Source organism: Pantoea cypripedii (assembly GCF_011395035.1).
In the GTDB taxonomy this organism is placed as follows: domain Bacteria; phylum Pseudomonadota; class Gammaproteobacteria; order Enterobacterales; family Enterobacteriaceae; genus Pantoea; species Pantoea cypripedii_A.
Genome location: NZ_CP024769.1, coordinates 475,615 through 493,631, shown reverse-complemented (window position 1 = coordinate 493,631; position 18,017 = coordinate 475,615). Strand labels below are relative to the sequence as shown.

The following is an 18,017-nucleotide window of genomic DNA, read 5'->3' as shown; positions in this document are numbered from 1 at the left end:
AGGAATGAAGCATGAACCGCCAGCAGCTGTTTGCCTGGGTAAACCAGCAATACCAGGTTGAACCTGATTATCCGTGGAAAACCAATCCGGAATACGCGGTGCTGCGCCATCCACGTCACCGTAAATGGTTTGCCGTGGTTTTCCCGCTGGAGAGCCACAAACTGGGCCTGCCGGACGGTGCTGTCGTGCAGGTGATGAACATCAAAACCCGCCCGGAACTGAACGGGTCGTTGCGCCAGCAGGCGGGCATCTATCCGGCCTGGCATATGAATAAAGAACACTGGCTCAGCCTGACGCTGGCTGATGGCTTGCCAGATGAAGAGATTTTCGCCCTGCTGGATGACAGTTTTAGTCTGACGTTTTAGGCTTGCGCGCCAGATGGACATTCAGCGGCGACATCGGGAAGGGTTGCAGCCGCTTAATCGCTTCGATGGTAAATCCCACCTGCTGTAATTGCTGCGTTAACTCACCTTCATTCGTGACACTGTAACCACGCATCATCAATGGCGTGAAAAACGGTAATACCTGACGTGCTTCGGCCGGATCGGACGGCACTTCCGCATGGGCGCTAATCAATAATCCTCCCGGTTTCAGACGGCGGAACAACTGCTGCACCATCGCCTGCCTGTCCTCCATAAAGTACAGCAATGATGAACACCAGATGATGTCAACCTGCGGCGTTTCCGGTAGCTGTGAAAGCGCGCGGAAGCGTGCGCTTAACCCAGCGCGTTCGATATTATGTTGCGCCACGGTCGCAGTTTTGGGCAGATCAAGCACCACACCGGAGAGCTGTGGAAAACGCCTGGCTAACGCCAGCGTAATCAATCCGGGGCCACCGCCCATATCCAGCAGTTGGGCAGGACGCTGAAAATCAGCCAGATCGCTGGCGATGGCACAGGCGGTGTCACCGCTCAGGGCGCGTTGTTCTTGTGCAATCTGGCTCAGGGCGGCGTCGGCCCAGGCGGTGTCGATCTCCAGCGGGTCCTGCCTGCGCGGTGTGCTGCGGTTCAGCAGATCAGGTAACCGGCGGGCAAACTGCTGCAACAACTGCTGACGATAACGCCAGGCATCGCCGATATAACGCGTACCGCTGCGGCACAGATACGCCTGTGCGTCGGGGTGGGTACGGTAACCCTCCGCCTGTTGCTGCAACAATTCACCACTCCACAGCAAACGCAGCCAGTGTCCGACCGGCTCAGGCTGCCAGCCAAAATGTTGCGCGACGGCAGTGGCATCGGCACCCGGTGTCAGAAAATCAAACAGCTGGTGTTCAAAGGCCAGTGCCACTGCGCCACTCAGGGCGTGTTGCGCCAGCAGATTATCAAGAAAGGGTAACGGGGATGGCATGGTTGTCTCCAAAGCAACGGTGATGGCTACAGACTAGCGTTTCATGCCAATGCAATTTATTCTCATTGGTCTGCGAAACGGCGATTTGACTCTGCGTGAAGGCGAAAACGATGCAACGGAACCCTGGCGGTGATGACGAGCCATGGATTGAACACCAGCCCGGTGCGGGGGTTTTTCGTTCACGGCAGTTCAGCCTGGTCAGCGGGATACGGCTGGTACAGTCTGATTATCAGCCGCTAAAAGCGCTGGCAGAAAGCTCTCAGCCCGGTGGGAATACGCCGCAGTTGGTCCTGACCTTCGGTTTGCTGGGCAGCTCGCGTTTCCGTGCCGATTCCGGTTATGAAGTCTTGTTCCAGGCGGGCCACCTTACGGTCACCAGTTTTCAGCACAGCAGCGGCGAGCGTTTATATCGTGCGGGGGAACGGGTGCAACAGCTGCGCCTGGTGCTGGATGCGGACAGCGTGCAGCGTTATCTGGGAGATGATGCGGCTGAGCGCTTGCTGTATCAGCCGCAATTGAAACGCCATCTTTTCAGCCTGTTCGGTCAGGCTACCAGCGCACAACTCAATGATGTGCAGTCCGACCCACTGCTGCGTGAGATTCAGGCGCTGAACCTGCTGGCGTTACATCGCCATCAGCTGCAACCAGCCGCTGCGCAAGTGAAGAAATTACATCCCCAGGATATCGACCGGCTGGAACAGGCACATAACTGGATGCGGGCGCATCTGGCGGAGTCTTTTACCCTGGGAACGCTGGCGCTGGCTGCGGGCCTGAGTGAATACCAGCTGAAAAAAGGCTTTCAGCAACATTTTGGCTGCACACCCGGTGAGAAGTTGCTGGCATTGCGGATGGCGCAGGCTCATTGGCTGCTGGAGCAAGGGTATCAGGTGGCGCAGGCGGCCTGGCAGGTGGGTTATCAGCATCCCCGCAATTTTAGCGTGGCGTTCCAGCGTTACTTTGGTCGCCCGGCCAGCCAGGTGACCGGGCGCGGCAGGTCAGCGTGAGCGTCGGGACGGCATCATGCGTAGCAGGGTGTTGTCCTTGATCAGATAGTGGTGGGTCAGCGCTGCCAGCGCATGTATTCCCACCAGCCAGTAACCGTAAGGTGCGAGCGTTTTATGCAATCCAGTCAGGATATCGGCAAAGTCCGGGTCGGGATCGGCGCTGACCGGCATCGGAATACCAAACAACCACCAGCTTCGCCCCAGGTAAAATCGCGAAAGAATACCGAATATCGGCAGTGCGATAAAAAACAGATACAGCCCGAGGTGCATCAAATTCGCCAGACCGGTTTGCCAGCCCTCTGGCTTTGGCACGATTGCCGGGCTGCGATGACGCAAGCGCAGCAGCACGCGCGATAACATCAGCACCAGAACACAGCTTCCGGCACTGAAATGGCCGATGATCATCGTAAAACCCTGCCAGGACCCACGCGTTGCCAGCCCGCGAAATTCCATGGTGCAATAGGCGATGACCACCAGGAAGAACGTCAGCCAGTGGAGAAGAATCTGTGAAGGAGCAAATTTATTCTGCATATCCTGTCCGTAAAAAAGCGAAGCGGAACGCTAACATAGCGGAAAAAGGGGTGAGTGAATTCATATTTCGACACATGACTGAACAGTTTACTTAAGTCTCATGCTCGCTGGCGACCAGCAGCTGGCTGAGCAGTGCTGACAACTGCTGCCGCTGCGCGGGTTCCAGTGTCGCCAGCAGCGTATTTTGCGTTTGTGTGTGTACCTGCAATGCCTGCTCGATTTTTTCCCGTCCGGCAGCGGTTAACGCGACCAGACTGCTGCGTTTATCCTGCGCGTCAGCAACCCGTGCGATCAGTCCCGCCTCTTCGAGGTGATTAAGACGATTTGTCATCGCGCCGGAGGTGACCAGCAACGATTTATACAACTGTGTCGGCGATAAACAGAAGGGTGGGCCCGCCCTGCGTAGCGTTGCCAGCACGTCAAATTCCCCGTCACGAAAACCAAAGGGGGCCAGTGCCTCCGCACGGATATTCGCCAGGTGTTTCATGATGCGCAGCATGCGACCAAATATCGCCATGGATGAGGCATCCAGATCAGGCATCGCAATGGCCCATTGTTGTGTCACAAAATCGACGTGATCCGCCACTTTTCCCCTCACTTGTTGTGGTTACCGTGTTGCTTTGTGCGGTTGGGCTATTTCTTCGCGGATATTTATCTTAACGTTAAGATAAATCGCCAGCGGAGAAACAATGTGAAACGTACCTTACCCGCAATTGGGTTGTTTGCTTTAGTGGTTTTTATTATCGGCCTGAATCTCAGGCCGGTGATGGCGGCCATAGGGCCGCTGTATCCTTACCTGCAACAGGATGCCCATCTGAGTGCGACGCAGATTAGCCTGCTGACAGCGTTACCGGTGATCATGATGGGGGTTGCTGCGCTCTATGTGCCGCGACTGCTGCGCATTGTCGGGGAGATCAAAGGTATCGCGCTTGGTTTGACCCTGCTGGTGCTGGCTTGTCTGGTGCGCGGTCTGATCCTGCAACCAGGTGTGTTAATTGCCAGCGCGCTGCTGGCTGGTGCAGGGATTGGGTTGATCCAGGCGCTAATGCCTGCGCTGATTAAACGTTGCTTTAGCGCCAGAGCCAGCACGCTGATGGCGCTGTTTACCACCGGGATTATGGCGGGTGCGGCGCTGGCTGCCGTCAGTGCTGCTCCGCTGGCTGGCTCGCAGGGATTAGCAATGACGCTGGCGCTACCGGCACTGCCCGCATTGATCGCTTTGTTGTTGTGGGGACGGGGATTGCCATTATCGGTGCGGGCGGTGGTGGTAAAACGTCCGCAGGCGATCAATGCCGCGCGTGCCTGGCTGCTGATGGCGTTTTTTGGTATTGGCACTGCGGCTTACACGCTGGTACTGGCCTGGCTGCCGCCGTTTTATCAACAGCATGGCTGGAGTGCTGAGCAAAGTGGTTATATCCTGGGGGCGTTAACGCTGGCTGAGGTGGTGGCGGGCTTTCTGCTTTCGGCGTTAATCCATCGTTTTCCCGATCGCCGCCGTCCGCTATTGCTGGTACTGGCATTGATCCTGAGCGGGTTAATTTGCCTGATGACGTTCGGTGGTGCGCTGGCCTGGCTGCCCACGCTGCTGCTTGGACTGGGTATCGGCGCGCTGTTCCCGCTTTCCCTGATTGTCACCCTTGACCATGCGCAAACGGCAGAACAGGCCGGGGCTTTGCTCTCTTTTGTGCAGGGCGGTGGGTATCTGCTCGCAGCGCTGATGCCGCTGATTGCCGGAGTGGTACGTGACCACGCAGCGTCGCTGGACAGTGCCTGGCTCCTCATGAGCGCGGGGATTGTGTTGCTGATGGGGATGGCGCTGCGCTTTCGGCCTGGGGTATAGCCGGGCATGGTGTCGGCACGAAACAGTTGTATCGATATATACCATGCTTTATAACGCAACATTTCCTCCCACGTTCAGCACAAGGAAATGACTACGTGAACCTGTTTATGTTTTATGTCGGTGGCAACGCCGGAAAATCCAATATTGAAGTGCATGACATCCAGTTTGTTGCTGCAGAACACCCCGAAGATGCCTGGCCCGCACTGCGTGAGGCCTGGTTTGGCGATGCGGATAAGATCCATGTTGATGGTTATGCCCGCATCACCTGGGCGGATGGTTATCGCGTGTCGCTGTCACCGGAACCCACCACCGGTAACCAGCACCTGTTCTTTGTCAATGCCGGAGCTTACCATCCTGCCAATCTGGCGGAGTTGCATGCGTTTGATTTGTTTGTCGCCAGCGATGCCGCTGAGGCTAAAGCAAAGGGGCTGGAAAACCTGCTGAAGGGGGCGGATCATCAGCACAAAGACAATCTTAAGGATGTGGATGATTGTCTGCTGCTGGATAAAATCGGTAACCTGTTTGTTCACCTGACCCCGGATGCTAACGGTACGCCGTTCCGTCCTGAATGGCAGGGCTATCAACCGATTGGCGTGGAATAATTCCGGGTGCACGTCCCGTAGCGGCGTGATTTATCACGCCATTCCCTCTGCGATACCGGAGTCGCGCGAGATAAGTAAGGTACTAAATATGTCGCCAAAAATTGGTGTGGGTGTGTTGATTTTTCGTGACGGGCGACTGTTGCTGGGACGGCGTAAAGGCAGTCACGGTGCGGGTGACTGGTCCGCGCCGGGTGGGCATCTGGAGTTTGGTGAAACCCCGGAAGAATGCGCGCGCCGGGAAACACAGGAAGAGACCGGATTGCTATTGGATGGCGTGCGGAATGGCGCATTCGTCAGTGATGTTTTCCCGGAAGTACAAAAACACTACATCACGTTGTTTATGGTGGCGCATAGCCACCACGGTGAGCCGCAGTGCCTCGAACCAGAAAAATGCGAAGGCTGGTATTGGTTCGCACCGGAGCAACTGCCACAACCGCTTTTTGCGCCGCTGCGCACGCTGATTGAACGCGACGGATTAGCGGCGTTACAACCGTAACGCCATCAATAATGAAGGTTCCCGAACAGTTACGCTGGCGCACCCAGCCATGTCCGAACCACCATCGCCTCCGGCATCATCTGACGGATGCCGTGTTCCAGCATATCACCGGCCTGTTGCAACGCTGTAACAGGCATCGCGGGTAAGCGCTCCAGAATAAACCACATTTGTTGCTGATCCACACTCAGGCGGGTGCGCACGCCCTGACGCCAGTTCCAGCGACGGCAGGTCACGCCGCTGTCATCACGCCATATGACTTCGCCCGCTTCCGGAGTTTCATGAGTGAGGATGCCATCTTTATAAATATCAAAAAGCTCGCTGCCGTCAGCGCGCGTCAACCGTGGCTGACCAACATACGCCGCCACATTTTCTCCGCCCACCGGAATGGCATAGCGGATGCTGACGGCATTGTAGAGGTCGACGATTGGATCGATGGCAGGGAGTGAGCCATCACGCAACACGCGTTTACGCAGTGCGTCAGCCGAGCAGGGGGTTCTTTTTGGTTTAGCACCGAAGCGCTGGAACATTTCTGCCCACTGACTCAGATGCTGATCGGCCCAGGGAAAATCATCACGCAACATCGCCTCACAGGCTGCCGCCAGGGCGGTTGCGCCGGTTTGTGGGTGTTGTAGCGGTGCCGCCTGCACCAAAAAGCTCAGGGCGCTGAATTCGGGTGCCAGTTCGATGACTGAAGGATCGATTGACGGAGCGAAAGAGAACATTGGATAATCCCATAATGACTAATTTATCCCATGATATTGACCTATGAAGCAAAAAGTCAATAAAACGACCGAAACAGGTTCCAGTATTGACCATGTCAGCGCAGCCGTTTCTCTCCGGGTGAAAACCCAACGCCGGGAGCAGAAGCTTTCACTGGATGAACTGGCGCGCCGTTCTGGCGTCAGCAAAGGCATGCTGGTGGAAATTGAGAAGGGCAGCGCAAACCCCAGTATCGCAATTTTATGTAAGGTCGCGGCGGCGCTGGGCTTATCCGTTGCTGATATTGTCGATGTTACCGATGAACCCCTGGCGCATGTGATCCTGGCACAGGACATCCCAGTGCTGTGGCAGGGAGAAAAAGGCGGTCATGCGCGCCTGCTGGCTGGGACTCGCGGGCCGGATATGATTGAACTCTGGCGCTGGGAGATGTTGCCCGGTGAACAGTTCTCTTCCGAGGGGCATCCCCAACGCACCTGGGAACTGCTGCATGTTGAGGAGGGTGAATTAACCCTGAGCGTGGAGGGTATCCTGTTGCAGGTCAGCGCAGGCAATTCTGCGGTGGCGAAAACCGCGACACCGCATAGTTATGCTAATCACAGCAGCCAGCGCCTGGTCTTCACCATGACGGTGGCGGAGCTGCACAGTTAACCCGCCAGCGCCACCGCATCTTCCCCCGCCGGAATGCGCATTGGTGCGTTGGGATCGGTGGCTGCCCGCCAGACAGCTTCAGCCACATCAATGGCATGAGTGATCGGTTGTGGTTGCTGCATGCTGGCGAGGATGCCCTCCATCAACGCCTGGTAAGGAGCCAGCTGAGTATTTTCCATCCGTGGCATAGCATTTTTGCCAAAATCGGTATGAGGTGCCAGACCCGGTAACACCAGTCGTACCCTTACGTTAAAGGGTTCCAGTTCCAGTGCCAGCGACTCAGTAAACGCATTGACTGCGGCTTTACTGCCGGTATACACCGCCAGAAGTGGCAGTGATTTTAACGTGACGGTCGATGTCACATTAATAATCACCCCCGCGCGCTTTGCCCGAAACTGCGGCACTATCGCCTGAGTTAAGGCAATGGTGCCAAGAGTATTGGTTTCAAACACCTCCCGTATTGTGCTCATTGGAGTCCCTTCCAGTGAGGTCAATACGCCAATCCCGGCGTTATTGACCAGCACATCAATATCCCCCGCCTCGGCAATGGCATGTTCGATACTGGCGGCATCGGTGACATCCAGCGGCAATAAACGCAGATTCTCCGATGCAGGGAAGAGTTCAGAACGCGGCGTGCGCATGGTGGCAATCACTTTCCAGCCACGATCGAGAAAATAGCGTGCGGTTTCATGACCAAAACCAGAAGAACAACCGGTGATAAGGATCGTTTTCATGATTCACTCCTCTATGGGTAGAACCTCACTATAGAGGGCGGTGGTTGGACGGACTATAATGCAAAGTCCACATATTATTCGCAGGAGTCCAAAGTGATCGATCCCCTCGCTGAAATGGTCAGCCTGCTGCAACCACAGGCCGCGTTTTCTAAACGGGTACGTGGCAGCGGGCACTGGCGCGTACATCGCACGGAAACGGGACAGCCTTTTTACTGCGTGGTGTTGGACGGGAGTTGCCAGTTGGTGATGGCCGGAAGGGAACCGGTTATGCTGGAACAGGGCGACTTTATTCTGGTTCCCGCTGCCTGGGAATTTTATATGACCAGTGCACAGCCACCAGTCGATGAGGCCGAACATGATATGCCGACCATGCTGGCTCCCGGTGAGTTTTGGGTTGGTCCCCTTGATGGATCTGCGGATGTGCAAAGCCTGATAGGCTACTGCCAATTTGGTGCGCCCGATGCTGTGTTGCTGGTGTCCTTGTTACCGCAATTTATTCATATCCGTGGTGAGTCTCGTCTGACCACGCTGGTGCAGCTGGTGGTGGATGAATGCCGTGCGCAACGCCCGGCGCGTCAAATGGTGCTGGAGCGATTGCTGGAAGTCTTGCTGATTGAAGCGCTGCGAACCATGCCAAACACGCATGATTGCCCTGGGGTCATTCGCGCACTCGCTGATGAGCGTCTCTCGGCAGCCATCCGTGAAATTCACGGTAAACCGGCACAGGCATGGACAGTGGCACAGTTAGCCAGGGTGGCTGCGCTATCACGCTCCGCTTTTTTTGTCCGGTTTCGTGAGGCGGTAGGCGTTGCTCCGATGGTTTATCTGCTGACCTGGCGTATGGCGCTGGCGAAAAACCTGCTGCGCGAGAAAGGGATGGCAGTGGGTGAAGTGGCAGAGCGTGTGGGCTATCGCTCTGCCAGTGCCTTCAGCGTGGCCTTTACCCGCTACGTGGGTATGTCACCGACGCAGTTTGCTTAACGATAAAGTTTCAGATTTCCCGTCAGGCGGGTAATTTTTTTCTTTGGCCCGATCAATCCCATCGCCACGAGCTCAATCTGCTCGCTGTGTGTGGTGGCGATGCGTTCACCATATTCATCATAGGTTTTACAGGATTGCGCCAGGGCGCTGAATGGCATACTGAAGATCTCCGGGTCTGTGCCACTGATCTGCTGTAATTCACGCAAATAATTGCCCTCCGCCAGTAACACCGGTAATGGGGCATAAATCACTCCTGGGTAGGTAAAACCATCCTGGCTGTGCATATCCGGCCCCACCAGATTACCAATGAGTTTGCCAAAACTGATGCCAATCACGCTGGCTGCATTCATCGCCAGGCCAGGTGATAACTGTTGATCAATGACCAGGGTACAACGATGTACGTTCGCATCGAATTCCATATTTTTCTCCTGCGGTTGCTGATGGCGATATTGTGCGTGAGCGGGCCGGAAAAGTGCTTGCTGATTACCGCTGGATCTCTCTAAATTAAGGCAGGATTTACCCTTATATTATTTATTTAAGAAAGGAATAACCTCAGATGGGCCTTAGCAAGACGGATATCAGGATTCTCGAACAGTTACAGCGCGACGCACGTATGACCAACCAGACCCTCGCCGACACCCTTGGTCTGTCACCGTCCCCGTGCTGGCGCAAAGTGCGCAAACTGGAAGAGGATGAGGTGATTCAGGGTTATCGCGCCGTGCTTAACCGCAAGAAAATTGGCCTGAATATGATGGTGTTTGTTCGCGTGACCATCGACAGCCACAGCGAGGCAGAAGCGCGTAAGTTTGAAGCGGAAGTCACGGCGCTGGATAACGTCGTCGCCTGCTACAGTATCGGCGGCGATGCCGACTTTTTATTACAGGTGGTCGCTGCCGACATGGATCGCTATGCCGATTTTGCCATGTCAGTGATTAGACGGTTGCCAGGCATTAAAGAGATGCAAAGCATGTTTGTGCTGAAGGAAATCAAGGCCCAGTCCGCCTGGCCGATTCAGGCCACAGATTAGTGCTGGCATCTGTGTTACATCTTTTGCGTAAAGCACTCAAAAATTGCCAAAGGTTGTTGTATAGTCCGCTTCTTTTTTCGGAGGAACCATGCTGACCAACTCATCCACCCGCCTTAATAAATACATCAGCGAAAGCGGCATTTGCTCGCGTCGCGATGCCGATCGCTACATCGAACAGGGCAACGTTTTTATCAACGGTAAACGCGCCTCTGTGGGTGCTCAGGTGTTTGCCGGTGATGAAGTTAAAGTGAATGGTCAGTTGATTGAACCCCGGGATGCCGATGATCTGGTGTTGATTGCGCTGAATAAACCGGTGGGTATTATCACCACCATGGAGGAAGGCGAGCGCGATAACATCAGCGATTTCGTCAATCACAGCAAACGCGTGTTTCCCATTGGCCGACTGGATAAAGATTCCCAGGGGCTCATCTTCCTCACCAACCATGGCGATTTGGTCAACAAAATTCTGCGCGCTGGCAACAACCACGAAAAAGAATATGTGGTCACGGTAGATAAACCGATCACCGACGAATTTATCAGTGGTATGGGGGCGGGTGTACCCATGCTCGGCACCGTGACCAAAAAATGCAAAGTGAAGAAGGAATCGACCTTTGTGTTTCGCATCACGCTGGTGCAGGGGCTGAATCGTCAGATCCGCCGCATGTGTAAGCATTTCGGATTTGAAGTCACCAAACTGGAGCGTACCCGCATCATGAACGTCAATCTGAAAGGATTGCCACTCGGGGAATGGCGCGACCTGACTGATGATGAATTGATTGACCTGTTTAAGCTGATCGAAAACTCGTCTTCAGAAGCTAAGGCGACGAAAAAAGCCCCGGCGAAGACCAGCAGCGCGAACAAGCCAGCCAGCAATGGCGCGAAGAAAAGCGACAAAGCCGAGGCGCATCCGGCAGCACGTAAGCGTTTTACCCAGCCTGGGCGGAAAAAGAAAGGGCGCTGATTGAGCAGGGGATGCCAGCCAGACTGGCATTCCCATTATTAAGTGGTACCACTTAATCGCCAGAAAACTCTGCTTCATTCTATCAATCCCGCGGTTGCGACTTTCCAGGCAAGTTATTGCACCTTTTCCTAATTTTCCCGCAATGCCTTTACTCATGATGAAATTATTTTATAACTGTATTACTGGCGATTTTTTAATTCTTATAAACTCGTCAAGTGTAAAGGAGGATTGATGAAAATTGCAGTAAGTAGTGATGGCTACCCGGAAAAAAGAAACATAATGGTGGATCCTGAAAACAATTATGTGAATCTGAAAAAGAAAAACATATATCTTTACATCAATGCCCTGCGCCAGAAGTTATTGAAGAAAAATAAGATATTTGTCTTTCAACCGGTTCCCGGCCTGGCAGCAAATGATGCGGATATCATTCATCTTTTTAATGAGGTCGCCCGCACGTCGAACCGCTGGGTTTCGACCTTCGAAACCGAAATTCCGCGTGTCCTACCGGTTGCCGGTGTCGCCAAAACTGACAATCCCGAACTTCATAATCTGATGCAACTTGCAGCAAGCAAAGAGTGCGTCCAATTGATTGCCATTTCCGAAGCCACCAGCAATATCCAGCTGAAGCTGCTCGAAGCCTTCCCGGCGCTTAAAAATGTTATCGCGGCAAAGTTATGCGTGATGCACCCACCCCAGCCTCTGCTGGCGGATAAAGGACGCGAGGCCCCTGGCGACAAAGTCACCTTTACCTTTATCGGCAATGAGTTTTACCGTAAAGGTGGAGCTGAAGTGGTGATGGCGTTTTCCGAACTGGCAAATGAGGGGATCATCAATGTTGACCGTATTAAGGTGAATATCATTGGTGATTTGTCACGAAAACATAATATCGCCCATCGTCAATATCAGGATGGCGAAGGATTTCACAGTCAAATCGAAGGGTTAATCAAAAAATGGCCGTTCTTCCAGCATTCCGGTTCGTTACCTAATTCATCAGTCATTGCGTTATTAAAAGAAACGGATGTCGGCCTGCTTCCTACCTGGCAGGACACTTATGGTTTTTCCGTGCTGGAAATGCAGGCTTGTGGCTGTCCGGTAATAACCACCAATGTACGTGCCTTGCCGGAAATTAATCCACCGGCCAGCGGTTGGCTTATTGATTACCAACTGAATGATATGTATGAATTTACTGTCGATTCAGAGCCAACGAAACAGCGAATCAGAAATACCGTGGTTAGCCAACTGAAAGGGTATATTGCTGATATCCTGCATGATCCTGAAAGTATCAGCCAGCGCTCGGCGCAGGCAATATTGAGGATCCGCCAGCAGCATGATCCTCAAACCTTTAAAAAGCGGCTGAAAGAAATTTATTTATCTTAGGTCCAGAGATAAATCGAGGGATTAGGCTGCGGCCAGTCCCTCCAGTCTTGCCACAATGTCGTCCGATAATCGCAGCCCGGAGCTTGCCAGATTCTGTTTTAGATGTTCTGGCGAAGAGGTGCCCGGAATCAGCAAGATGTTCGGCGAGCGTTGCAGCAACCATGCCAGTGCCACCTGGAGTGGCGTTGCATTTAGCTCGTTTGCGACCGCCGTCAACTGTTCTGATTGCAACGGAGAAAAGCCGCCGAGCGGGAAGAAGGGCACATACGCAATCCCCTGCGTCGCCAGTTGATCCACCAGTGCATCATCCTGGCGGTTTGCCAGATTGTAGAGGTTCTGCACACAGGCAATCGGCGTCATGATCCGGGCATCTGCCACCTGTTGCGCCGTGACATTGCTTAAACCGATATGTCGAATCAACCCTCGCTCCTTCAGCTTGATCAGCGCCGTGAGTTGTTCCTCCAGAGAACCTTCCGCCGGACCGTGCACATCAAACATGGCGCGCAAATTCACCACATCCATCACCTCAAGGCCCAGATTACGCAAGTTATCTTCCACTGCCTGCGTCAGCTCAGCAGGCGTAAAAGCGGGTAACCAGCCGCCTTGCGGGTCACGACGCGCGCCGACTTTAGTCACAATCACCAGATCCCCGGCATACGGATAAAGCGCTTTTTTGATGAGCTGATTGGTGACATGGGGACCATAGAAATCGCTGGTATCGATATGATTAACGCCAGCTGCAATGGCGTCTCGCAGCACCTGTATGGCACGTGCTTCATCCTTTGGCGGGCCAAACACGCCAGGACCGGCCAGCTGCATGGCACCATAGCCGAGACGATTAACGTTACGATCACCAAGTGGGTAAGTCAGTGCGGGATTAGACATGGAAGCCTCCGTTGTAGGGTGTCTGTAGATTGTAACGGCTCCCTTGCAGGCGTTTATTAATTATGTGCGTGAGCTGAATGGCAGTGTGGTCGTGGCTTAATACCAGCCAGACAAAATTGCTATTCCTGAACTTTTGCGCTGCGTGATATACCTGGTGGGTGCTATGTATTGAAATAACAGTTAAACAGGGATAATCGTTGGAGGTTTTTTCATGCAGTCTTCTTTTCCCCTCGTTTCGCGCGCCACTATCAGCCAGATTTCACCCTCACTTATCCGCGAAATAGCCAATGAAGGGATGGATCGTCCCGACATGCTGGCCTTTTGGTTTGGCGAATCGGATAAACCCACCCCGCAGTTCATTACCGATGCGGCCATCACCTCGTTACAGCAGGGGGAGACCCGTTATATCCAAAACCTCGGAAGGCCCTATTTACGTCAGGCATTGTCCGATTACCTGAGCCAGCTGCATGGTCATACTATCAGCAGCGATCAACTGGCGATTACCAGCGCCGGAATCAACGGCCTGATGCTGGTGGCACAAACCGTCCTGTCGCCGGGTGATAAGGTGGTGGCCATTACGCCGGTCTGGCCGAATGTGGTAGAGATCCCGCAAATTCTCGGGGCATCCGTCGAACGGGTGGCGTTGACGGTGAAAGATGACGCATGGGCGCTGGATATGGACCTGTTGCTGGCTGCGCTGACACCTGATGTCCGGATGCTGATTATCAACTCACCCGGCAATCCCACTGGCTGGACAATCACTGATGATGAGGTCCAGACCATCCTCGCGCACTGCCGTAAACTCGGTATCTGGATCCTCAGTGATGACGCTTATCAACGCCTGATCTATGCCAGCGATCGCCATTACGCCCCCTCATTCCTTGATTACGCCACACCGGATGATCGGTTGATTTCGGTAAATACCTTTTCCAAAGCCTGGCTAATGACCGGATTCCGCGTTGGCTGGGTGGTGGCTCCGCCTTCCATTATCGACGCACTGGGAAAACTGATTGAGTTCAACACCAGCTGCCTGTTCGAACCCTGCCAGCGCGCGGCGCAGGCGGCGCTGCTGGGCGGGGAAAGCGGGATTATTAGTCTGCGCGCTGAGCTGGTGCACAGTTACCAGTTTCTGGTGCATGGCCTGCGGGAACTGCCGGGCGTAAGCGTGCCGGAAAGCGGCGGCGGCATGTATGCGTTCTTCCGTATCGAAAGATTTGACGATACCACCACGCTGGCGAAACGCCTGGTGCGAGAAAGTTCGCTGGGTCTTGCGCCCGGTGCCGCCTTCGGCCCGGAAGGAAACGGCTGGCTGCGCTGGTGCCATGCGGTTTCGTCGACGGATAAGTTACAGCAGGGACTGGCTCGGTTGAGTGAGTTTCTGGCGCGGAATCGTTAAAGCGCAGGAACAAAGTCGGTCGTGGATCGCAAAACCGGGATAAAAACGCGAATTATTGCAGCGGAATATCTAAAGAATTTTGGCTAAGTCAGAGGGTTAGCATAGAATCGCGACGGGTGCTTGAGGCTTTCTGCCTTAAGCATTTGCCGACGGCAGAAAGAGAAAAGCCCCAAGTGACTATAAATCAACTTGAGGCCCATCTTTATGCATCGACAACATAAAGGTAGCCTCTTACGAGCCGAAAGGCAAGGAGAAGCAACCATGAAGCAGCATAGGGCGATCCTGATCGCCACCATCGTATTAGGGGCGGTCATAGCCGCCATACTGGTATCGAGGAAAGACCTCTGTGAGGTGCGAATCCGAACCGGCCACATGGAGGTTGCTGCAGTCATGGATTACGAACCCAGGTAAGAGCAACCGGCGGGGAGTGATCCCCTCCACTCTTTATATTGTTGCGGCTGGCCTCAATGCACCCAATTCTTTTCTTTTCATCGTTTTGATTGTCTGTACGAAATAAAAAAAGGGTGCTTTTAAGCACCCTTTTCATATTCTTGCCAGCTGTGCGCAGCACGCAAAAATTATGCGCTCAGCAGCTGATCCGCCGTTTTTTCCACCAGCGCCAGCAGGACTTTGACATCCTCCAGCGTTACGGTTGGATTCAGCAGTGTCAGCTTCAGGCAGGTGATGCCATCCGCTTCGGTGACACCGACGTTAGCGCGACCAGACTCCAGCAGGGCATCGCCGATTCGCTGGTTGAACAGCGCGACTGCCGCATCACCGCTGGCAGCCAGCTGCTCAGGGCGGAAACGGAACAGCACGCTAGCCAGCTGTGGCTGCATCACCAGCTCGAAACGTGGCAGGTCAGCAACGTATTTTGCCGCTTCCTGTGCCAGCGTGACGCCGTGATCGATAATCGCCGCGTACTGTTTCTGCCCCAGCGCTTCCAGGCCCATCCACAGTTTCAGGGCATCGAAGCGACGCGTGGTTTGCAGGGATTTGGATACCAGGTTCGGCACGCCTTGCTCTTCGTCGAACTCCGAGTTCAGGTAAGCCGCCTGATAACGCATCAACTCGTAGTGGCGTTCGTCTTTCAGCAGGAACGCACCGCAGCTGATGGTCTGGAAGAACTGCTTGTGGAAGTCCAGAGTAACGGAATCCACCAGCTCCAGGCCATCAAGGTAATCGCGATACTTCTCTGACAGCAGCAGCGCGCCGCCCCAGGCTGCATCAACGTGAACCCAGATATTACGCTCAGCCGCGATACCGGCAATTTCACGCAGCGGATCAATGGCTCCGGCATCAGTAGTACCTGCGGTGGCGACGATCGCCAGAATCTGCTCGCCGTTCGCGTCGGCCTGCGCCAGTTTGGCTTGCAGATCGTTAACGTCCATGCGGGCGAAACGGTCTGACTTCACCTGAACCACAGACTGGTAGCCGTGTCCCAGCAGCGCCATGTTCTTCTGCACGGAGAAGTGGGCGTTTTCGGAGCACAGCACTTTAATCTTACGCAGATCGCCAGTGATGCCATCCTGCTGTACTGAGTGACCCTGACGCGCATAAAACGCATCACGCGCCAGCATCAGGCCCATCAGGTTGCTCTGGGTGCCGCCGCTGGTGAAAACACCCGCATCGCCAGCCGGATAGCCAACCTGCGCACGCAGCCACTCGATGAGTTTGATCTCAATGACGGTCGCTGACGGGCTTTGGTCCCAGGAATCCATACTTTGGTTGGTGGCGTTAATCAGCACTTCCGCCGCCTGGCTTACCACCAGGCTGGGGCAATGCAGATGCGCCACGCACTGCGGGTGATGCACCGACAGGCTGTCTTTCAGAAAGTACTCAATGGCGCGTTCAATCGCGGCCTGGTTGCCCAGGCCATTCGGATTGAAGTCGAGCCTGATACGCTCGCGCAGTTCGGCAACCGTTTTGCCCTGGTACATCTCGGGCTGTTTCAGCCACTGCACAACCGCGGCGCTGCTCTGCGCAATCGCCTGCTGGTACGCTTCAATGCTTTGGGCAGAAGCGGCCAGAATCGGGTTTACTTCAGTCATCTAACTCTTCCGAATCAAACAGGTTTGATGCCAGCGCCCAGCAGCGCCTGCTCAAATTTATCAAGGAAAATCGCCAGTTCATCGTTGGTGATCAGCAGCGACGGCAGCAGACGCAGAACCGCGCCATGACGGCCACCACGCTCCAGAATCAGACCCGCTTCGAAGCATTTTTTCTGCAGCAGGGCAGACAGCTCACCATCAGCCGGGTAAGCACCCATGTGGTCAGCGGCTTCGTTTGGTTTAACGATCTCAATACCGATCATCATGCCCAGGCCACGGATATGACCGATTACCGGATAACGCTTCTGCATTTCAGCCAGCTGCGCTTTCAGCCATTCGCCCTGAGCCGCCACTTTGCCAGCGATATCCTGTTCTTTCAGGATTTTCAGCGTAGTCAGACCGGTAGCCATGGCCAACTGGTTGCCACGGAAGGTGCCAGTGTGGTGACCCGGTGACCAGGCGTCGAATTGTTTCTTAATGCCCAGTACCGCCAACGGCAGACCGCCACCGACCGCTTTAGACATCACGATGATGTCCGGCTCAATGCCAGCGTGTTCGAAGGCGAAGAATTTACCAGTACGGGCAAAGCCAGCCTGGACTTCATCGAGGATCAGCAGAATACCGTGTTCCTGAGTCACTTTACGGATACGCTGCAACCACTCAACCGGGGCCGGGTTCACGCCGCCTTCACCCTGAACCGCTTCGAGGATCACGGCAGCAGGTTTACGTACGCCGCTTTCAACGTCGTTGATCAGGTTTTCGAAGTAGTAGGTCAGCGCTTTCACGCCAGCTTCACCACCAAGGCCCAACGGGCAACGGTACTGGTGCGGATAAGGCATGAACTGTACTTCCGGCATCATGCCGTTAACCGCTTCTTTCGGTGACAGGTTGCCAGTTACTGACAGCGCACCGTGGGTCATACCGTGGTAACCGCCAGAGAAGCTGATCACGCTGCTACGGCCAGTCACTTTCTTAGCCAGTTTCAGTGCGGCTTCAACAGCATCAGCACCGGAAGGGCCAGTGAACTGCAGGCAATATTCTTTGCCCTGACCCGGCAGCAGTGACAGCAGGGATTCGGAGAACTGATCTTTTAATGGAGTCGTCAGATCGAGGGTATGTAACGGCAAGCCGCTGGTAATGACATTTTGGATGCTTTGCAGAACTTCCGGGTGGTTATGACCCAGAGCCAAAGTTCCTGCGCCAGCCAGGCAGTCAAGATATTGTTTATTCTCAACATCGGTAATCCATACGCCATTCGCTTTGGCAATTGCTAAAGGTAATTTGCGCGGGTAACTCCTGACATTCGATTCGAACTCAGCCTGACGGGCTAAGAACTCGTCGTTGTTTCCGTTGAATGAGTTGGCACCAAAATTATCAATACGGACTTTATCCGTCATCATATCTCTCCTACAACCGA

General features: G+C 54.3%; 21 protein-coding genes. 12 read left to right on the top strand and 9 right to left on the bottom strand.

The window, feature by feature from the left end; translation table 11 throughout:
* The first annotated feature begins 11 nt into the window (after positions 1-11).
* A complete protein-coding gene (locus tag CUN67_RS22630) occupies positions 12-365 on the top strand; it encodes an MmcQ/YjbR family DNA-binding protein (protein ID WP_208717705.1) in 354 nt (117 codons plus the stop codon).
* Here the strand turns inward: CUN67_RS22630 and CUN67_RS22625 are convergent.
* Entirely contained in the window at positions 349-1,347 is a 999-nt protein-coding gene (locus tag CUN67_RS22625; RefSeq protein WP_208717704.1) for a class I SAM-dependent methyltransferase, read from the bottom strand. The genes CUN67_RS22630 and CUN67_RS22625 overlap by 17 nt on opposite strands.
* A 110-nt stretch (positions 1,348-1,457) precedes the next feature.
* Between CUN67_RS22625 and CUN67_RS22620 the strand changes: the two genes are divergently transcribed.
* Positions 1,458-2,351, top strand: a complete 894-nt coding sequence (locus CUN67_RS22620) for a helix-turn-helix domain-containing protein (protein WP_208717703.1) — start codon at positions 1,458-1,460, stop codon at positions 2,349-2,351.
* On the opposite strand, the gene cybB is transcribed toward CUN67_RS22620, so the two are convergent.
* Complete coding sequence (gene cybB, locus CUN67_RS22615) at positions 2,343-2,882, bottom strand: cytochrome b561 (protein WP_208717702.1); 540 nt, start codon at positions 2,880-2,882, stop codon at positions 2,343-2,345. The two genes, CUN67_RS22620 and cybB, sit on opposite strands and share 9 nt — an antisense overlap.
* Before the next feature lie 91 nt (positions 2,883-2,973).
* Complete coding sequence (locus tag CUN67_RS22610; protein ID WP_208717701.1) at positions 2,974-3,468, bottom strand: MarR family winged helix-turn-helix transcriptional regulator; 495 nt, start codon at positions 3,466-3,468, stop codon at positions 2,974-2,976.
* A gap of 105 nt (positions 3,469-3,573) precedes the next feature.
* Between CUN67_RS22610 and CUN67_RS22605 the strand changes: the two genes are divergently transcribed.
* From CUN67_RS22605 to CUN67_RS22595, 3 genes are all read left to right on the top strand, one after another.
* Positions 3,574-4,722 (top strand): MFS transporter, encoded by a 1,149-nt coding sequence (locus CUN67_RS22605; protein ID WP_208717700.1) that lies wholly within the window; start codon positions 3,574-3,576, stop codon positions 4,720-4,722.
* 95 nt (positions 4,723-4,817) lie between these two features.
* The gene (locus tag CUN67_RS22600) at positions 4,818-5,324 is read left to right on the top strand and encodes a DUF1543 domain-containing protein (protein ID WP_208717699.1); all 507 of its coding nucleotides are present in this window, start codon (positions 4,818-4,820) and stop codon (positions 5,322-5,324) included.
* An 88-nt stretch (positions 5,325-5,412) separates the two neighbouring features.
* Entirely contained in the window at positions 5,413-5,820 is a 408-nt protein-coding gene (locus CUN67_RS22595) for a nucleotide triphosphate diphosphatase NUDT15 (RefSeq protein ID WP_208717698.1), read from the top strand.
* Between the two features lie 29 nt (positions 5,821-5,849).
* Here CUN67_RS22595 and CUN67_RS22590 read toward each other — a convergent pair whose 3' ends face one another.
* The gene (locus tag CUN67_RS22590; protein ID WP_208717697.1) at positions 5,850-6,542 is read right to left on the bottom strand and encodes a B3/B4 domain-containing protein; all 693 of its coding nucleotides are present in this window, start codon (positions 6,540-6,542) and stop codon (positions 5,850-5,852) included.
* 43 nt (positions 6,543-6,585) lie between these two features.
* Between CUN67_RS22590 and CUN67_RS22585 the strand changes: the two genes are divergently transcribed.
* Positions 6,586-7,188, top strand: coding sequence for a helix-turn-helix transcriptional regulator (locus tag CUN67_RS22585; protein WP_208717696.1), 603 nt, complete (start codon positions 6,586-6,588; stop codon positions 7,186-7,188).
* On the opposite strand, the gene CUN67_RS22580 is transcribed toward CUN67_RS22585, so the two are convergent.
* A complete protein-coding gene (locus tag CUN67_RS22580; RefSeq protein WP_208717695.1) occupies positions 7,185-7,922 on the bottom strand; it encodes an SDR family oxidoreductase in 738 nt (245 codons plus the stop codon). The two genes, CUN67_RS22585 and CUN67_RS22580, sit on opposite strands and share 4 nt — an antisense overlap.
* A gap of 93 nt (positions 7,923-8,015) precedes the next feature.
* Between CUN67_RS22580 and CUN67_RS22575 the strand changes: the two genes are divergently transcribed.
* The gene (locus CUN67_RS22575; RefSeq protein ID WP_208717694.1) at positions 8,016-8,903 is read left to right on the top strand and encodes an AraC family transcriptional regulator; all 888 of its coding nucleotides are present in this window, start codon (positions 8,016-8,018) and stop codon (positions 8,901-8,903) included.
* Here the strand turns inward: CUN67_RS22575 and CUN67_RS22570 are convergent.
* On the bottom strand, positions 8,900-9,322 hold the full coding sequence (locus tag CUN67_RS22570; protein ID WP_208717693.1) for a DUF2000 domain-containing protein: 423 nt from the start codon (positions 9,320-9,322) through the stop codon (positions 8,900-8,902). The genes CUN67_RS22575 and CUN67_RS22570 overlap by 4 nt on opposite strands.
* A 137-nt stretch (positions 9,323-9,459) precedes the next feature.
* Here CUN67_RS22570 and CUN67_RS22565 point away from each other — a divergent pair, with 137 nt between their 5' ends.
* From CUN67_RS22565 to CUN67_RS22555, 3 genes are all read left to right on the top strand, one after another.
* Positions 9,460-9,930 carry an Lrp/AsnC family transcriptional regulator gene (locus CUN67_RS22565; protein WP_208717692.1) on the top strand — a complete coding sequence of 157 codons (471 nt, stop codon included), beginning with the start codon at positions 9,460-9,462 and terminating at the stop codon, positions 9,928-9,930.
* A gap of 88 nt (positions 9,931-10,018) precedes the next feature.
* Positions 10,019-10,891, top strand: a complete 873-nt coding sequence (gene rluF, locus CUN67_RS22560) for a 23S rRNA pseudouridine(2604) synthase RluF (RefSeq protein ID WP_208717691.1) — start codon at positions 10,019-10,021, stop codon at positions 10,889-10,891.
* 231 nt (positions 10,892-11,122) lie between these two features.
* Positions 11,123-12,268, top strand: coding sequence for a glycosyltransferase family 4 protein (locus CUN67_RS22555; RefSeq protein WP_208717690.1), 1,146 nt, complete (start codon positions 11,123-11,125; stop codon positions 12,266-12,268).
* 21 nt (positions 12,269-12,289) lie between these two features.
* Here CUN67_RS22555 and CUN67_RS22550 read toward each other — a convergent pair whose 3' ends face one another.
* The gene (locus CUN67_RS22550; protein ID WP_208717689.1) at positions 12,290-13,153 is read right to left on the bottom strand and encodes an aldo/keto reductase family oxidoreductase; all 864 of its coding nucleotides are present in this window, start codon (positions 13,151-13,153) and stop codon (positions 12,290-12,292) included.
* Positions 13,154-13,364: 211 nt separating this feature from the next.
* On the opposite strand from CUN67_RS22550, the gene CUN67_RS22545 reads away from it, so the two are divergent.
* Entirely contained in the window at positions 13,365-14,549 is a 1,185-nt protein-coding gene (locus CUN67_RS22545; RefSeq protein WP_208717688.1) for a pyridoxal phosphate-dependent aminotransferase, read from the top strand.
* Positions 14,550-14,810: 261 nt separating this feature from the next.
* Entirely contained in the window at positions 14,811-14,960 is a 150-nt protein-coding gene (locus tag CUN67_RS22540; RefSeq protein WP_208717687.1) for a Hok/Gef family protein, read from the top strand.
* A 167-nt stretch (positions 14,961-15,127) separates the two neighbouring features.
* On the opposite strand, the gene CUN67_RS22535 is transcribed toward CUN67_RS22540, so the two are convergent.
* Positions 15,128-16,600 (bottom strand): pyridoxal phosphate-dependent decarboxylase family protein, encoded by a 1,473-nt coding sequence (locus tag CUN67_RS22535; protein WP_208717686.1) that lies wholly within the window; start codon positions 16,598-16,600, stop codon positions 15,128-15,130.
* A 14-nt stretch (positions 16,601-16,614) separates the two neighbouring features.
* Positions 16,615-18,000 (bottom strand): diaminobutyrate--2-oxoglutarate transaminase, encoded by a 1,386-nt coding sequence (locus tag CUN67_RS22530; RefSeq protein WP_208717685.1) that lies wholly within the window; start codon positions 17,998-18,000, stop codon positions 16,615-16,617.
* Between the last annotated feature and the right edge of the window lie 17 nt (positions 18,001-18,017).

What these genes read in the sequence shown, in the direction of transcription:
- CUN67_RS22630 (WP_208717705.1), top strand. Translation starts at nt 12, where the DNA reads ATGAACCGCCAGCAGCTGTTTGCCTGGGTAAACCAGCAATACCAGGTT.
- CUN67_RS22625 (WP_208717704.1), bottom strand. Translation starts at nt 1,347, where the DNA reads ATGCCATCCCCGTTACCCTTTCTTGATAATCTGCTGGCGCAACACGCC.
- CUN67_RS22620 (WP_208717703.1), top strand. Translation starts at nt 1,458, where the DNA reads ATGCAACGGAACCCTGGCGGTGATGACGAGCCATGGATTGAACACCAG.
- cybB (WP_208717702.1), bottom strand. Translation starts at nt 2,882, where the DNA reads ATGCAGAATAAATTTGCTCCTTCACAGATTCTTCTCCACTGGCTGACG.
- CUN67_RS22595 (WP_208717698.1), top strand. Translation starts at nt 5,413, where the DNA reads ATGTCGCCAAAAATTGGTGTGGGTGTGTTGATTTTTCGTGACGGGCGA.
- CUN67_RS22590 (WP_208717697.1), bottom strand. Translation starts at nt 6,542, where the DNA reads ATGTTCTCTTTCGCTCCGTCAATCGATCCTTCAGTCATCGAACTGGCA.
- CUN67_RS22585 (WP_208717696.1), top strand. Translation starts at nt 6,586, where the DNA reads ATGAAGCAAAAAGTCAATAAAACGACCGAAACAGGTTCCAGTATTGAC.
- CUN67_RS22580 (WP_208717695.1), bottom strand. Translation starts at nt 7,922, where the DNA reads ATGAAAACGATCCTTATCACCGGTTGTTCTTCTGGTTTTGGTCATGAA.
- CUN67_RS22570 (WP_208717693.1), bottom strand. Translation starts at nt 9,322, where the DNA reads ATGGAATTCGATGCGAACGTACATCGTTGTACCCTGGTCATTGATCAA.
- CUN67_RS22565 (WP_208717692.1), top strand. Translation starts at nt 9,460, where the DNA reads ATGGGCCTTAGCAAGACGGATATCAGGATTCTCGAACAGTTACAGCGC.
- rluF (WP_208717691.1), top strand. Translation starts at nt 10,019, where the DNA reads ATGCTGACCAACTCATCCACCCGCCTTAATAAATACATCAGCGAAAGC.
- CUN67_RS22555 (WP_208717690.1), top strand. Translation starts at nt 11,123, where the DNA reads ATGAAAATTGCAGTAAGTAGTGATGGCTACCCGGAAAAAAGAAACATA.
- CUN67_RS22550 (WP_208717689.1), bottom strand. Translation starts at nt 13,153, where the DNA reads ATGTCTAATCCCGCACTGACTTACCCACTTGGTGATCGTAACGTTAAT.
- CUN67_RS22545 (WP_208717688.1), top strand. Translation starts at nt 13,365, where the DNA reads ATGCAGTCTTCTTTTCCCCTCGTTTCGCGCGCCACTATCAGCCAGATT.
- CUN67_RS22540 (WP_208717687.1), top strand. Translation starts at nt 14,811, where the DNA reads ATGAAGCAGCATAGGGCGATCCTGATCGCCACCATCGTATTAGGGGCG.
- CUN67_RS22535 (WP_208717686.1), bottom strand. Translation starts at nt 16,600, where the DNA reads ATGACTGAAGTAAACCCGATTCTGGCCGCTTCTGCCCAAAGCATTGAA.
- CUN67_RS22530 (WP_208717685.1), bottom strand. Translation starts at nt 18,000, where the DNA reads ATGATGACGGATAAAGTCCGTATTGATAATTTTGGTGCCAACTCATTC.